This window comes from Parendozoicomonas callyspongiae (assembly GCF_023502345.1).
GTDB classification, from domain to species: Bacteria; Pseudomonadota; Gammaproteobacteria; order Pseudomonadales; family Endozoicomonadaceae; genus Sansalvadorimonas; species Sansalvadorimonas callyspongiae.
The window spans coordinates 172,019-187,265 of the sequence record NZ_JAMFLX010000007.1 but is presented as its reverse complement, the minus strand read 5'-3'; the positions used below and the strand labels follow the sequence as shown (position 1 = coordinate 187,265).

15 protein-coding genes are annotated in these 15,247 nt (G+C 48.0%); 11 read left to right on the top strand and 4 right to left on the bottom strand.

The annotated features are described in order from the left end of the window. Window positions 1–74: 74 nt before the first annotated feature. Window positions 75–410 (top strand): DUF2956 domain-containing protein, encoded by a 336-nt coding sequence (locus M3P05_RS07440; protein WP_249698857.1) that lies wholly within the window; start codon window positions 75–77, stop codon window positions 408–410. A gap of 45 nt (window positions 411–455) precedes the next feature. On the opposite strand, the gene pfkA is transcribed toward M3P05_RS07440, so the two are convergent. Then, window positions 456–1,442: a 6-phosphofructokinase gene (pfkA, locus tag M3P05_RS07435; protein WP_249698856.1), complete on the bottom strand. Its 987-nt coding sequence runs from the start codon at window positions 1,440–1,442 to the stop codon at window positions 456–458. A 534-nt stretch (window positions 1,443–1,976) separates the two neighbouring features. On the opposite strand from pfkA, the gene M3P05_RS07430 reads away from it, so the two are divergent. The 5 genes from M3P05_RS07430 (at window position 1,977) to M3P05_RS07410 (ending at window position 7,143) form a co-directional block, all read left to right on the top strand. After that, window positions 1,977–3,068 (top strand): polyamine ABC transporter substrate-binding protein, encoded by a 1,092-nt coding sequence (locus tag M3P05_RS07430; protein ID WP_249698855.1) that lies wholly within the window; start codon window positions 1,977–1,979, stop codon window positions 3,066–3,068. 141 nt (window positions 3,069–3,209) lie between these two features. Next, a complete protein-coding gene (locus M3P05_RS07425; protein ID WP_456299642.1) occupies window positions 3,210–4,367 on the top strand; it encodes an ABC transporter ATP-binding protein in 1,158 nt (385 codons plus the stop codon). Next, window positions 4,364–5,290 carry an ABC transporter permease subunit gene (locus M3P05_RS07420; protein WP_408635876.1) on the top strand — a complete coding sequence of 309 codons (927 nt, stop codon included), beginning with the start codon at window positions 4,364–4,366 and terminating at the stop codon, window positions 5,288–5,290. The genes M3P05_RS07425 and M3P05_RS07420 overlap by 4 nt, the downstream gene beginning before the upstream one ends. Further along, a complete protein-coding gene (locus tag M3P05_RS07415; RefSeq protein ID WP_249698852.1) occupies window positions 5,290–6,126 on the top strand; it encodes an ABC transporter permease subunit in 837 nt (278 codons plus the stop codon). Before M3P05_RS07420 ends, M3P05_RS07415 begins: the two co-directional genes overlap by 1 nt. Before the next feature lie 132 nt (window positions 6,127–6,258). After that, window positions 6,259–7,143, top strand: coding sequence for a DMT family transporter (locus tag M3P05_RS07410; RefSeq protein ID WP_249698851.1), 885 nt, complete (start codon window positions 6,259–6,261; stop codon window positions 7,141–7,143). On the opposite strand, the gene M3P05_RS07405 is transcribed toward M3P05_RS07410, so the two are convergent. Both M3P05_RS07405 and alr read right to left on the bottom strand, forming a co-directional pair. Then, complete coding sequence (locus M3P05_RS07405; RefSeq protein ID WP_249698849.1) at window positions 7,131–7,958, bottom strand: SDR family oxidoreductase; 828 nt, start codon at window positions 7,956–7,958, stop codon at window positions 7,131–7,133. The two genes, M3P05_RS07410 and M3P05_RS07405, sit on opposite strands and share 13 nt — an antisense overlap. A gap of 23 nt (window positions 7,959–7,981) precedes the next feature. Then, window positions 7,982–9,082 (bottom strand): alanine racemase, encoded by a 1,101-nt coding sequence (gene alr, locus M3P05_RS07400; RefSeq protein ID WP_249698848.1) that lies wholly within the window; start codon window positions 9,080–9,082, stop codon window positions 7,982–7,984. Window positions 9,083–9,281: 199 nt separating this feature from the next. Here alr and M3P05_RS07395 point away from each other — a divergent pair, with 199 nt between their 5' ends. Beyond that, on the top strand, window positions 9,282–9,770 hold the full coding sequence (locus tag M3P05_RS07395; protein WP_249698846.1) for an Lrp/AsnC ligand binding domain-containing protein: 489 nt from the start codon (window positions 9,282–9,284) through the stop codon (window positions 9,768–9,770). Between the two features lie 73 nt (window positions 9,771–9,843). Here the strand turns inward: M3P05_RS07395 and M3P05_RS07390 are convergent, their stop codons facing one another. Further along, window positions 9,844–10,191 (bottom strand): PilZ domain-containing protein, encoded by a 348-nt coding sequence (locus M3P05_RS07390; RefSeq protein ID WP_249698845.1) that lies wholly within the window; start codon window positions 10,189–10,191, stop codon window positions 9,844–9,846. A 309-nt stretch (window positions 10,192–10,500) separates the two neighbouring features. Here M3P05_RS07390 and M3P05_RS07385 point away from each other — a divergent pair, with 309 nt between their 5' ends. The 4 genes from M3P05_RS07385 to M3P05_RS07370 all read left to right on the top strand — a co-directional run bounded on the left by M3P05_RS07385 (window position 10,501) and on the right by M3P05_RS07370 (window position 15,123). Then, the gene (locus M3P05_RS07385; protein ID WP_249698844.1) at window positions 10,501–11,553 is read left to right on the top strand and encodes a Leu/Phe/Val dehydrogenase; all 1,053 of its coding nucleotides are present in this window, start codon (window positions 10,501–10,503) and stop codon (window positions 11,551–11,553) included. Between the two features lie 12 nt (window positions 11,554–11,565). Next, window positions 11,566–12,666, top strand: a complete 1,101-nt coding sequence (gene pdhA, locus M3P05_RS07380; RefSeq protein WP_249698843.1) for a pyruvate dehydrogenase (acetyl-transferring) E1 component subunit alpha — start codon at window positions 11,566–11,568, stop codon at window positions 12,664–12,666. Continuing rightward, window positions 12,659–13,642, top strand: a complete 984-nt coding sequence (locus M3P05_RS07375; protein WP_249698842.1) for an alpha-ketoacid dehydrogenase subunit beta — start codon at window positions 12,659–12,661, stop codon at window positions 13,640–13,642. The genes pdhA and M3P05_RS07375 overlap by 8 nt, the downstream gene beginning before the upstream one ends. A gap of 425 nt (window positions 13,643–14,067) precedes the next feature. Beyond that, window positions 14,068–15,123, top strand: coding sequence for a dihydrolipoamide acetyltransferase family protein (locus tag M3P05_RS07370; protein ID WP_249698841.1), 1,056 nt, complete (start codon window positions 14,068–14,070; stop codon window positions 15,121–15,123). The last annotated feature ends 124 nt before the right edge of the window (window positions 15,124–15,247 follow it).

The following is a 15,247-nucleotide window of genomic DNA, read 5'->3' as shown; positions in this document are numbered from 1 at the left end:
GCTATTTTAACGAATAAGTCGGCTGGGGTTTTCTTATATCCTTCCGAAAAGAATGAAATGAGACTGGGGGTAATATGTCCAGATCGAGAAAGGATAATTCTTCCAAAACACAGGAAGAAGCAATGGCAATTGCCAAAGGTACTCAAAAGCCGGGGCAGACAAAAGAACAGACCCGCTTGATTGCTCAGGGTATCCAGAAAGGTATTGAGCAATATAAGAAGCAGCATAAAGCTAAAATGCGGGAACTGGATAAGCAAAAGAAAAAGAACCCTCGCAGTCAGGCTGAAAACGCTCTTTCAGAGCCTGAAATCACTTCACCTGATGTCATCTATAAGCAGCACTGGCTGCCATGGTTATTATTAGTTGTGAGTTGGGTTGGCTTTGCCGCGTTCACTTTTCTGAGCAAATAAAAAAGGGTCTGCATGCAGACCCTTTTTTGCTATCTGAAGATCAGTTTACAAGGAAACGATCTCGGCGACGTGCATCAGGTTCCGGTTAATGCCGGGCTTCTTCGTGATGGCGTCGTGCAGGGTTTCAGTAGTCACGGTATCGTTGCGAAGGCCTACCATGATACCGCTGTGACCAGACATTAGCTGCTCAATGGCTGCAACACCCAGGCGACTTCCCAGGACACGGTCAGAACATGTTGGGCTACCACCGCGCTGGATATGACCCAGAACGGATACACGAATATCGTAACCTGGCAGTCTTTCACCAGCATCACGGGCCAGTTTGAAGACGTCACCGCCCAGCTGATCACCTTCTGCTACTAGAACGATGTTGGAACTCTTCTTGGCGTCACGGCTGGCTTTCAGCTTCGCAACAACGTCGTCAACTTCCTTATCATCTTCAGGAATCAGAATCTCAGTTGCACCACCGGCAATGCCAGCGTTTAATGCAATAAAGCCTGCATCACGGCCCATGCATTCGATGAAGAACAGGCGGTTGTGGGAAGTGGCTGTATCACGGATCTTGTCGATAGCATCAACAACGGTATTCAGGGCGGTGTCAAAACCGATGGTGTAGTCGGTGCCATAGATATCGTTATCAATTGTTCCGGGGATACCAACGACAGGGATATCAAACTCTTTGGAGAACAGGCTGGCACCAGTAAAGGAGCCGTCACCACCGATAACAACCAGTGCATCCAACCCCTGTTTCTTAGCTTGCTCGTAGGCTTTTTCACGGCCTTCTTTGGAACGGAATTCCATGCAACGTGCTGATTTCAGCATGGTTCCGCCGCGGTTAATAATATGTGCAACAGCACGAGCATCCAGCTCTTGAAAGTTACCGTCGATAAGACCCTGGTAACCTTCGTGAATTCCACTCACTTTCAGATCATAGTGGGTACAAGCCCGCACAACGGCACGAATAGCAGCGTTCATACCAGGAGCGTCGCCACCAGACGTCAAAACACCGATATGTTTCAGGTTATTTCCCATGGAGGTAATCCAGTTTTAAAAAGTCATTGTTGTTCTGTAATCAGTGTCGCATTTTGAATGAGCACTTGAATAGCGAGTCGTTGCCAAGAAGAGTTTGTGAGATATGGCTCACAGGAAAAAGAGGCATGGTCTTCTGTTGTACTAGTCGGAAAGTATCTAGGATAAAAAGTACAAGGAAGGTCGACGCACAGGGCCGTGTAACCCAAGGATGGGTAACTCTTAAACGCAACGACCAGTTAAGGCTCCCCCGCAAGGAGCCTTTTCTTTGCCCTTCATTCCGACAAAAAGATTCCCTACCAGCTACTCATCTTGGCTATTTCTTTGCGCTGGATACGACGATTGATAAACAGTTCTATACGTTGACAGAAAATGAAAAAAAAATCATTGACCTTTGCCAGTCCCTAGCGACAATGTGCCGCTGCCGTAATGATGTTCAAACCTTGTCCATCTTCTGCAGACAACTTTATTTGAGTTGATTCTAATAACCCTGTCTCTTCGCTATTAGAGACAGGCTTTTATAAGTGAGTACAGAGAATGATGCGCCTGAGAAGGTATCTGCTGTTTATTGTTGCCGCCTTAAGTGTCAGCGGCGGTGTAGTAGCCAAGAGCTTGAATGTTCTGAACTGGAGTGACTACATCGCCGAAGAGACTCTGCCTGTTTTTGAAAAACGTACCGGCATAGACGTAACCTACGATGTTTTTGATAGTAATGAGGTTCTTGAAGCCAAATTATTATCCGGTCGTTCCGGTTATGATGTGGTTGCTCCAACCAGTGAATTTTTATCCCGCCAGTTAAGAGCTGGTGCATTTGTTAAATTAGATAAATCGAAAATACCTAACTGGAAGAATCTCGATTCTAAACTTCTGGATAAACTCCAGGAGCATGATCCAGATAACCAATATGCTGTTCCATATATGTGGGGAACAACGGGCATTGGTTATAACAAAGCAAAAATTGAAAAGATTCTTGGAAGAGAAGCCCCTGTTAATAGTTGGGAGCTTTTGTTTAATCCTGATTATATGAAGAAGCTTGCACCACATGGTGTAGCATTCCTTGAATCTCCAACCGAGGTATTTGCCGCAGCATTAACTTATCTTGGTTTGGATCCAAATAGTAAGAATCCCAAAGATTATGAACAGGCTGAAAAGTTAATCAGTCAGGTTCGCCCTTATGTAACTTATTTCAATTCATCACGTTATATCAGTGATCTGGCAAATGGTGACATTGTTGTCGCCATGGGATGGTCTGGCGATATCCTGATGGCTTCAGATCGCGCTGAAGAAGCAGGCAATGGTAACGTGATTGAATACTCCATTCCCAAAGAGGGAGCTGGCGTCTGGTTTGATATGCTGGCGATTCCCGTCGGTGCAGCCAATACGGAAGAAGCTCACGCTTTCCTGAATTACCTGCTGGAACCTAAGGTGATCGCAGAGATCACTAACTATGTGTCGTATGCGAATCCGAATACACAATCGACACCGTTCCTTGATGAGTCGATAGCCAAAAATCCTGGAATATACCCTGATAAGGAGACAGCGAGCAGGCTGTATGCCTTTAAAGAGGTTGAACCTAAACTTGACCGGGTTATCACCCGGGCCTGGAATAGGTTGATGTCCGGGAAGTAAGGCACTCCCAGCAAAGCACTTCACCATGTGGGGTGGAGTGCTTTGGACTACCTGTCGAATTACTTTCATACTTAACGCTTTATGCTGGGAAGGTGCAATAACACTGGCATACTGCTTTGGTGACATGGCTGCTATTCAGCTATGGGAGAACTGCTATCGATGGCTATACCATCCGGCTTCTATAAGAAAACATTCAGCGCACGTGAAAAGAAACAGGTGCTGCTAAAGATTGAGCGTGTTTCCAAGAATTTTGAAGAAACTCTGGCTGTTGATGAAGTCAGTCTGACTATTAACAAAGGCGAGATTTTTGCGCTTCTTGGTGGCTCAGGTTCAGGCAAATCAACGCTGTTGCGTATTCTGGCTGGTTTTGAGAAACCAAGTGAAGGGCGCATTCTGCTTGATGGTCAGGATATTACTAACCTGCCACCTTATGAACGCCCAATAAATATGATGTTCCAGTCTTATGCTCTGTTCCCGCATATGACTGTTGAGCAGAACGTTGCGTTTGGATTGAAGCAGGATGGCATGCCAAAAGCTGAAATCAACCAGCGTGTTGCCGAACTTCTGAAACTTGTACGCATGCAGAAGTATGCCCGCCGGAAACCTCACCAGCTTTCTGGAGGCCAGAGACAGCGCGTGGCTCTTGCTCGCAGCCTGGCAAAACGTCCCAAACTGTTGCTGCTTGATGAGCCTATGGGCGCATTGGATAAACAACTTCGAACACAGATGCAGCTGGAAGTGGTGGAGATCCTGGAAAAAGTGGGTGTGACCTGTCTGATGGTGACTCACGACCAGGAAGAAGCCATGACGATGGCTGATCGTATTGGCATTATGGACAATGGCTGGATTGTTCAGACCGGCACACCTGTTGATATCTACGAGAACCCGAACAGCCGTATGACAGCGGAGTTCATTGGCTCGGTAAATATCTTCCCAGGTGAAATCACAGAAGATGAACCGGATCATGTCATCATCGGCTGTCCCCAGTTGCCAGGGCCTGTTTACATTGATCATGGTATTGCAGCCCCGCTGGAAGATCGTAAGTGCTGGGTTGCACTCCGCCCTGAGAAGATAAATATCAGTCGTGAGCGCCCGGGCGAAAACTGCAACTGGGCTCAGGGTATTGTTTACGACATTGCCTATCTTGGGGCTCATTCTGTTTATTACATCCAGCTGCCAGGCGGATCAATTGTTCAATGTACAATGGCCAATGTGATTCGTACTGCTGACCACCCAACCTGGGACGATGAGGTTTACATAAACTGGGAACCAGATAGCTGCGTGGTGCTTAACTCATGATGCTTCGCAAGTTACAGGCTTCGAGTTGCCATGAACTGCAGGCCGACCTTGGGCGCCGGGCAGTTATTGGCATTCCCTTTTTGTGGCTGCTGCTGTTCTTTTTCATCCCATTTATTATTGTTCTGAAGATCAGCTTTGCTTATACCGAAATTGCGATTCCGCCTTACTCCGATTTGCTGGAGTATGCAGATGAAGCTGTCACGATCGTTCTGAACTTTGGCAACTATCTGTTCCTTGCAGATGATCCGTTGTATTTGTCTGCTTACCTGGGCTCTCTGGAAGTTGCTTTCTTTGGAACGCTGTGGTGTTTGCTCTTGGGTTATCCCATGGCTTATGCAATGGCCCGGGCTCCGCGAAAGTGGCAGTCAGCATTGATGATTGCGGTACTGTTGCCTTCCTGGACTTCCTTCCTGATTCGCATTTATGCCTGGATGGGAATATTGCGCAACAATGGTTTGCTGAATAACTTTTTGATGTGGCTTGGTGTGATAGATCAGCCGCTGATTATTCTGAATACCAATGTGGCTGTTTATATCGGTCTCGTGTACGCCTACCTGCCATTTATGGTGCTGCCCATCTACGCAAATCTTGTAAAACTTGATCACTCCCTGATTGAGGCTGCGCAGGATCTGGGAGCCAGACCTGTGGAGTGCTTCTTCCGTATCACACTGCCTCTGTCCAAGAGCGGTATTATTGCGGGCTCAATGCTGGTGTTTATCCCTGCGGTTGGTGAGGTGGTGATTCCTCAGCTGCTGGGTGGGCCGGAAACACTGATGATCGGCAAGATTCTGTGGCAGGAGTTCTTTAACAATCGCGACTGGCCAGTTGCCTCCGCTTTGGCAATGGTCATGCTTTTGATTCTTCTCGTTCCGATTGTGTTCTTCAATAATTCCCGACAGAAGGAACTGGGAGGGGATTCATAATGGGACGAAAAACCAACTTCTCCAATATTGCTCTTGGGTTCGGCCTGGTGTTTCTTTACCTGCCGATGTTCATTCTGGTGATCTACTCCTTCAATGCCTCTCGCCTGGTAACTGTCTGGGCTGGTTTTTCGACCAAGTGGTATGGAGAGCTGTTTAAAGATGACCAGTTGATTGACGCGGTTCTGACGAGTTTGGAAATAGCTGTTTGTGCAGCTACAGCTGCTGTGATTCTGGGAACTATGTCAGCTTATCTTCTGAACCGCTTTGGTAAGTTCCGGGGCAGAACTCTGTTCAGTAGTATGATCACAGCGCCTCTGGTTATGCCGGATGTCATTATCGGTCTGTCTCTGCTACTGATGTTTGTCTCCCTGTCGACAAGCATCGGCTGGCCGGAAGACCGGGGTATGCTGACGATCCTGATCGCCCATATCACATTCTGCACAGCCTATTCGACAGTGGTTATCAGCTCACGGTTGCGGGAGATGGATGTTTCCATTGAGGAAGCTGCGATGGATCTCGGAGCATCACCACTGAAAACATTCTTTGTGATTACTATTCCGACAATTGCGCCTGCTCTGGCTTCTGCCTGGCTGTTGTCGTTTACCCTGTCTCTGGATGATCTGGTGATTTCCAGTTTTGTCTCCGGACCGGGTTCAACCACACTACCGATGGTCGTGTTCTCTTCTGTTCGTTTGGGGGTTTCTCCAAAGGTGAACGCGCTGGCAACGCTGATGATTCTCTGCGTTTCTCTGGCTGCATTTATTGCCTGGTGGCTGGCTCGTCGTGCTGATCGTGCTCAGCGAGATGCCTACCAAATAATGGAGCGAGATCAGTAGAATTTTCTCTGCTGGCATAACATCCGTTGTGTCAGCAACCCTCCTTTCTTGTTTTTATGCCCTTCTGACTCTGTACAGTCTATGTAAGACTGCCCGTTTTGATGATTTACACATAATAAAGATAAGGATTGCATGGAGAACTCTTCCCATCTGAAGGCTGATCTTGTTCTTTTTCTTGTGACTATTCTTGCTGCCTGCGGCTGGGTCTTTTCAAAAGAAGCACTTGCTGAAATGCCATCACTTCTGTTTATAGGCATTCGTTTTTTCTCTGCCGGACTATTTTTGTTTATTACTAACCGTGGTGCCTGGAAGACTCTGAATAGCAGTCCCCTGCGTCATAAAGTCTGGATAACCGGAGGCACTCAGGCGGTTGCCATGTTGTGCTGGATTCAGGGGCTGGCGCTTGGTCTTCATATGGGGACAGGGTCTTTTATAACCAGCCTGGGGGTTGTGTTCGTTCCTGTCGTTGCCTGGTTACTGTTTCGTGAACCTGCGAGCAAAAGCACCTGGCTTGCACTGCCTGTGGCTGTTTCCGGGTTGGGCTTTCTGTCTCTTGAAGGTGGCTTCCACTCTGATCCGGGGCTGATCTGGTTCCTGTTGGCTGCGATTCTGTTCTCTCTGCAGTTTACTTTTCTCTCGCGAATTGCCGGGAAAATTCCTGCAGTGCCGCTGACAGCAGCTCAACTTACTCTTGTTGGATTGGCAGGACTGATAACATCAGCAATGGTTGAAACCTGGCCTGCTGAGGTGTCTGGAGAAATCATTGGCTGGTTGCTTGCCAGTATTCTTATTGCGACAAGTCTGAGGTTTTCTCTGCAGACTTACGGGCAGAGTCTGGCCCCAGTAAGTCATGCTGCTCTGATAATGGTTCTGGAGCCTGTATGGACAACTCTGGCAGCTGTCGTCTGGTTTAATGAGACGATGGCAACGGCACAGATGGTTGGCTGTAGCCTGATCTTCAGTGCTTTGCTTATCAGCCGGTGGCGTCTGCTGATCCCCAGACGTTACGCCAGCTGATCCAGCTTGAACTTATGTGACAGAACCCTGCGAACCAGCTTCCCTGGCAGCCAGCGAGCCATAAAGGGGAAGGCGATACTGCCGTGACCATAGCGGATGATCTGAGGTCGTTTACCGCTGGCGATAATGCTGACGACTTTTTCTGCCAAACCTTCTGGAGATGACGGGCTGTTCTGTGATGCCACAGCCCGTGCTTCGATAGCATCTTTTATTGCGTTATACACAGAGTCTTTGGGAAGAATGCCGAGAGTTTTTGAAGCATTGCTGCCAAAGCTGGATTTCACACCTCCAGGCTGCACATTCACTACGTCGATACCAAAAGGTTTTAACTCCATAACCATGGCTTCGTTCAAGCTGTGCAGGGCTGCCTTGGATGCGCAGTACATTCCTGAGAATGGGGTCGTCAGAATTCCAGAAACACTTCCCAGGTTAATGATTAAGCCGCTTCCCTGTTTTTTCATCACAGGGAGAAGCTGTTTGACAAAAAATGTTGGAGCAAAGACATTTGTTTCAAATTGCTGTCTGAGTGCTGACTCTGGAGCTTCTGCAACTGGGCCCATGGCACCATAGCCGGCATTGTTCACAAGAATATCTATGCGGCCATGGCTGGATATTATCTGGTCGATGACATCCTGGCGGTTCTGCTCATTGGTAACATCCAGTGTTGCAGTATGGATGCCTGCTTCAACCAGGTCAGTTAATGAATCAATATTCCGCGCAGTAGCCCAGACGCAATAACCTTTCTTGTTAAATTCTAATGCTAAGGCTCGGCCAATCCCTGTTGAGCAGCCGGTGATCAGTACTGTCTGTTTCATCGATATGCCTGTTTTTGTCTGTTTTAAGGCTTTTCACTCTTGGCGTTTGAGCGACCAACATATTGAATCGGAACGCGCTTGAGATTGCAGAATAACTCATAGGAGATGGTTCCTGCATGGTGAGCGACTTCTGTAGCAGGCAAACCTTTTCCCCAAAGAGTGACAGTATCTCCGATTTTGGCTTCAGGTATTGGGTTCAGGTCAACGGTCATCATATCCATGGAGATACGTCCAAGCACTCTTGTCCGTTGGCCGTTTACCAGAACCGGCCCTCCGCTTGGAGCATGACGTGGATAACCATCTGCATACCCCATGGCAACAACGCCTACAGTGGTTGGGCGATCTGTAACATAAGTTGCTCCATAACTGATCGGAACGCCAGCATTCAGTTTGCGAATAGCAAATATCTGAGATGTCAGTTCCATAACAGGCTGCAACTGGTGGTCATGTTCATGGGGTCCATTAAAAGGAGATGAACCGAGCATCATCAACCCAGGGCGAATCCAGTCACCATGTGCCTGGGGCCAGTGCATCACCCCGGCGGAATTGCAGAGACAGGTTTCTTCTGTAAAGTTTTTGGTCGTTTGCCTGAAAATATCGATCTGCTGCTGGGTGTAATCGTTCTCAGATTCGTCTGCACAGGCGAAGTGAGTCATCAGAATAATGCGGTTTACATTTGGGCAGTTACGCAACTGTGTGTAAGCAGGTTTGTACTCTTCCGGGAGAAAACCGATGCGATGCATGCCGGTATCGAGTTTGAGCCAGATGTCGAAGGGTTTTCCACTCCACTTTTGCAGGATTTCTATCTGTTCTTTCTGTTGGATTACTGCAGATAGATTGTAATATTCCATTAAAGGGAGCTCATCGGAGCCATAAAATCCTTCTAAAAGCAAAAGTGGGGTTTTAATTCCTGCCTCACGTAGTACGATTGCCTCCTCAATACATGCGACGGCCAGGCAATCAATCTGCTCCTCCTGCAAAACCTGTGCTATTGGTATTGCCCCATGGCCATACGCATCTGCTTTGATAACTCCAATCACTTTGTTGCCAGCAAGTGAGCGGGCAAAGCTTAGATTGTGGCGGAGAGCAGACAAATTGATCGTTGCCTTGGCAGGGCGACTCATAAAACGGGTGACTCCAGTCCGTGAAGCATGAAAGAATACGCTTCTTTTACCATGATCATGATCTATGGGAAATGCCAGACAAGGAGATCGTCACCAGTTTTTCGTCTGATTGGGTCATGGCACACGCAAGTCTGCACTATTATCGACTATCTACAGCTGTCTTCTTAGGCAGCTTTATTTTCTGTGATTGTTTCATACTATGAGAAACCGGAAAGAAGTAACTCGGCAACTGGATCGCATTGATCGGAATATTCTGCGCATTCTGCAGGAACAGGGACGGATCTCCTATGTGGATCTGGCTGACAAAGTCGGCCTGAGTACCACACCCTGCATGGAGCGTGTTAAACGCCTTGAGCGAGAAGGTGTTATCCAGGGGTACAGCGCAAGGTTAAACCCTGGCTACCTGGAAGCGGGCCTGCTGGTTTTTGTGGAAATCAGCCTGGAAACCAAGTCGACAGGTATCTTTGATGACTTCCGCAAGGCTGTTTGCAGCCTGCCGAATGTTCTGGAGTGCCACCTGGTATCCGGTAACTTTGACTACCTGATCAAAGCCCGTATTTCTGAAATGGCGTCTTACCGAAAACTGTTGGGCGATATCCTGCTGAAAATGCCGGGTGTTCGTGAGTCCAAGAGTTATATCGTGATGGAAGAGGTTAAGGAAACCATGAACCTCCCCATAGCGGAATAACCAGTAACAAAAAACGGACTGGCGTTAAACCAGTCCGTTTTTTGTATGGCGAAAGCTCTTATGTCAACAGAGCCTAGTATTCAAAGTCACGTATAAAATAGTTGAGTGCAACCTGGTTCTGGTCTGATATCGACTTGATATGAAAGCCGGCTCCAAACTCTTCGCTCTCTTCTGCGGGCAGACACCAGCGGCACTCTGCCGTGACTTCTATCTGCCTGACGCTGTCTGCGTTAGGCAACTCAAGAATAAGATCAAGTTGACTCTCTCTCTCCAGTGGTACAGGGCAGATAACCTTGAACCCTTCTTTTGATATATCGGCAAGGTAGCCCAGTGGTTGTCCGTTATCTGTACGAATGGCTGGTACTGTACAGTCCAGGCGTTTTCGAACATGACGCCTTTGCTCAGGCTGTAGATCAGTCATAAGTTTCATCGTTATGTTCAGGGGAATTTTCGATGCTCTCCTGCTAAAGGCGTCAGGTCATCCCCTTGACGGTTTTTTTGTGAGCCGCATCACATAATCTGAAGGCTGTCAGGATCTTTCTTTAAGGGTCTGTTGTCGTATGAGGCACCGCAGAGAAAAAAATAGCCGCTAGACTTTACCAAAGAACCACCATGACCAAAGTACCACCATGATGGTGATAGTGGCTGCTGCAAGTGACGGGGCTGTTACAACGGCTGGTCACTGTACAAATCAAAATCATAACAATGTTACAGGCGGAGGGATCCCGCGATGTTTCAGGATATGAGTCAGAGCCAGACCAGTGATATTCACCTGTGGTCTGACCCTCAAACCGGATTGCAGGCTGTGATTGCGATCCATGACACAAGTAGAGGCCCTGCTCTTGGGGGCTGTCGGTTTTTTCCTTACAACAGTAGCGGTGATGCTATCCGTGATGCCATAAGACTGGCCCAAGGGATGAGCGACAAGGCTGCTCTTGCAGGAATAGAACAGGGGGGCGGGAAAGCTGTGATTATGGCTCCCCGTGATATCCAGAACCAGGAAGCACTGTTTCTTTCTTTCGGACGGTTTGTCCACAGTCTGGGTGGACGCTACATCACTGCCATGGATGTAGGAACAACAACGGCAGATATGGAGACTATCGCCAGAGTCACTCCTCATGTTACATGCACATCAGCTTCCGGAAACCCTGCTCTTTACACTGCCCTTGGTGTTTATCACGGCATACTTGCCTGCCTGAAAGCCTGTAAAGATCTTCCCGATTCACTGAATGGTGTGCATGTTGCTGTGCAGGGGCTTGGCCATGTCGGATATGCCCTGTGTGATTTGCTTCACAAGGATGGAGCCAAACTGACGGTTTGTGATCTTGACCCGGAGAAAAGTGCGCTTTGTCAGAAAAACTTTGGGGCGACTGTTGTCGCAGCCAAAGAAATTCTTTCAGTGGACTGCGATATCTTCAGCCCCTGCGGGCTAGGTGGTGTTATCGGAACGTCGGTGGCTCAGAGTCTTAAATGTCGTGCTGTTGCAGGTTCCGCCAATAATCAGCTGGCAACACCGGAAGCTGGGCTGGCTTTGCACCGACAGAATATTTTATGCGCACCAGATTTTCTAATTAATGCGGGAGGCTTAATACATGCCTCTCTATCCCATCGCGGTAAAACCGCAGCAGAGACTCGCAAACGCGTCACCCTCATAGAGCAGACTATACTGAGGCCGTTTAACCGGCAAATAACCAGCGGAGAACCTCCCAGCCTGATGGCTGACCGAATGGCTGAAGACATTCTTTACAGCCCCAAACATCAACTCGAACAATTAAGCGCATAAAGGAGATTGGTCATGCCAACAACTCTTGATGGCGGTGGACTGTTCCGGGTGCATGAAAGTGATATTCCTTTTGTGTGTTACCTTGATGCCAATGGGCAACCCACACAGCCTCTTCCTGGCTGGGCGGAAGAAGGTTCTTTGCTGGTGGATTATTACAAGGCCATGGTGAAAGCCAGAGAGGCTGATCGTAAAGCCATAGCCATGCAGCGCACCGGAGTGATGGGAACTTATCCATCGTGCCTTGGCCAGGAGGCTCCCGGTGTTGTTTATGGCAAACAACTGAAGAAAGAAGATGTTCTGGTGCCTTATTACCGTGACCTTCCTGGTCAGTTGCTCAGAGGTGTTGAGCTTTCAGATATCTATCTCTACTGGGGAGGAGATGAAAGAGGAAGTGCCGGTCCTGGCTATGGGCAGGATTTTCCCAACTGTGTTCCGATTGCCACCCAGGCCGGGCATGCGGTTGGCGTTGCTTCAGCCTTTCGGATTCGGGATGAGCACCGAGTTGCACTGACAACCTGTGGAGATGGAGCAACATCCAAGGGTGATTTTCTTGAAGCCCTGAATCTTGCCGGAGTCTGGCAATTGCCGGTTGTTTTCCTGGTGGTCAATAACCAGTGGGCAATTTCTGTTCCCCGTCCTATTCAGTGTGGTGCACCGACGCTTGCACAGAAAGGAGCGGGAGCGGGTCTTCCCTGTGTGCAGGTGGATGGAAATGATGTTATTGCTCTGCACGAAGTTATTGGTTCGGCCATAGAGAGAGCCAGACAAGGTAAGGGTTCTGTTGTTATTGAAGCGATTACCTATCGTTTGGGTGATCACACAACAGCAGATGATGCGACCCGGTATCGAGATTCGGAAGAGGTTCGCAAAGCCTGGTCAGAGGAGCCAGTAAAGCGGCTTCAAACTTATCTCCATAATCGGGGGTTATGGAGCCCAGAACAGGAGCAGGCTTATCTTGAGCAGGTAAAGCTGGAGATTCAGCAAGCTGTTGAAATCTACCAGAAGACACCTCTTCCCCAAGTCGATGACCTTTTTGACTACCACTATAAAGATCTTCCCGCTGGACTAAGACGACAAAAAGAAGAGATGCAGGGAGGGCTGGGTCATGAGTGATAAGAAAACTTTGGTTGAGGCTGTAAACACTGCACTTGACCATGCAATGGCTGACGACAAGGATGTGGTGCTACTGGGAGAAGATATTGGTGCCAATGGCGGTGTGTTCCGTGCAACACAGGATCTAAAAAGCAAATATGGCCTTAAGCGGGTTATGGATACCCCACTGGCAGAAACATTAATTGCTGGAATGACAGTTGGAATGGCTGCCCAGGGATTAAAACCTGTCGCAGAAATTCAATTCATGGGTTTTATCTTTGCCTGCATGGAGCAACTGGTGACTCATGCCGCCAGAATGAGAAACAGAACCCGTGGACGGTTAAGCTGCCCGATGGTGCTGCGTGCTCCATTTGGAGGTGGCATTCATGCACCGGAGCATCACTCGGAAAGTACTGAAGCGCTGCTTGCTCATATCCCCGGTCTTCGTGTTGTTATTCCTTCTTCGCCGGTGCGAGCGTACGGACTTTTGCGATCAGCGATTGATAGTCCTGATCCTGTGATATTCCTTGAACCCAAGCGTATTTACCGTGTTCAAAAACAAACCTTGCCAGAAACAGGAAGCCGCTTGCCACTGGATACCTGTTTCACTTTGAGGGAAGGAAGTGACGTGACTCTGGTCACCTGGGGAGCCTGTGTGCGTGAATGCCAGGAAGCCTGTAACACATTGGCTGAACAGGGAGTCAGTGTTGAGCTTATTGATGTTGCCACAATCAAACCTTTGGATATGGAGACTATCCTGGCTTCAACACGAAAAACAGGGCGTTGTGTGATTGTTCATGAGGCTGCAAGAAGTTTTGGTGTGGGAGCTGAGATAGCTGCACGTATTTTTGAAGATCTGTTCTTTGAGCTTAAAGCTCCGGTGAAACGGGTGGCAGGGTATGACATCACAATGCCGTATTACCGGATGGAGGAGCATTACATACCAGACCACAAAAGAATAGTGATCGCTATTCATGACTGTTTAACCGAGCCCTGATTCGTGTGGTTAAAGCATAGAAACGGCTGCTTGATATACGACGGCTTCTTTTCATCCCTTTTCATACATCATTAATATCTGGCCTTGATAGGCGCACCGATTTTCTACCTGAAAGAGTGTGTTAATAACTCCGACAGGGTCAAGAATAATCGGTATACATCCGGAAATTAATGAAAACATTAAACGTAGGATTATGGAAGACCAGGCTGAACTAAATCAATATAAATAGCATAAGCTGATAACTATTTTCTACACAACAATTACAAATCGCTTTTGCATATTAGATATCGATAACTAATCTGAATAACAGAGGCTTCGGAAAATGAGTCCAGTTGTGATCAAATTCTCTTAACTAAAAGACAAGCATCCATGGCAAAGAAAGGAAACCAAGGAATAAGGCAGACTTAGTTGCCAAGGGGGAGACATTGCGATTCTTTAAATTACCTGATCTCGGGGAGGGGATTCCCGAGGCAGAAATCGTGGAATGGCATGTTCGTGAAGGTGAAACCGTTTGCGAGGATCAGGTTATTGTTTCCATGGAAACAGCCAAAGCTGTTGTTGAGGTGCCTTCTCCTTGTGCAGGTGTAGTGATTCGTCAGTTTGGTCAGCCAGGTGATCTGATCCATACCGGTGAACCGCTGGTGGAGTTTGAAGGTGATGATACAGATACCGGCACAGTGGTCGGTTCTATCACCGAAGCTTCAGCTGCGGAACAGGATGATGAAGAGCATTTCTTTATCGGGGCGTCACCTTCCACCAGTAAGGTGCAACAGATGGTTCGCCCAGCTATTAACCATCTGGTTCGAAATCTCCAAGAGTCAGCATCAAACATAAGTCTGGAAAATGGTGAGCCATTAAAAGGCGTGCGTCGGGAAATGGCAAGAAGCATGACTCGTTCTGGTCATGAGGTTGTATCGGTAACTCTGTTTGCAGACGCGGATATTCATGAATGGCAAAACCAAAGTGATCTTACAGTTAAGGTACTGATGGCAGTTGTTGATGCATGTCGACAGGAGCCCGCCCTGAATGCATGGTTTGATGGCCCCGGTGAAAAACGGCAGTTGATGGATGATGTCAATGTGGGTTTGGCGGTGGACTCACCCCATGGTCTCCTGGTCCCGGTATTAGAGAGAGCACAAAGTTTTTCTCCAGATTTGCTCAGAACTGAAATCAACAGGTTGAAAAATGGGGTTATGAATAGAGAGCTGGCTCTAGAAAGCTTTCAGGGTGCGACGATTTCTGTGAGCAATTTTGGTGCGCTGGGAACAGGGCGTTACGCAACACCTGTTGTAGTTCCCCCTGCAGTTGCCATTCTGGGGGTTGGATCTGTTGGTGATCAGGTTGTTGCATGTAACGGGCAAGCGGTAGTGCACAGGGTAATGAGTCTGTCGTTGTCGTTTGATCATCGAGCTGTAACAGGAGGTGAAGCCTCGCGATTTTTAAGGGCGGTGGTACAGCATATTGAAAAAAAGCAGGCATGAGCAGTGTAGAAAGTTGTTAATTCGGTTGCAGGGATGACGAATTAGTTTTAAAAAAATAGTAAGAGAATAAAAAACAGTTTTACCCAATAAAAAGTAAACAGGGGCAGAAGACGCTGTCGCTCCC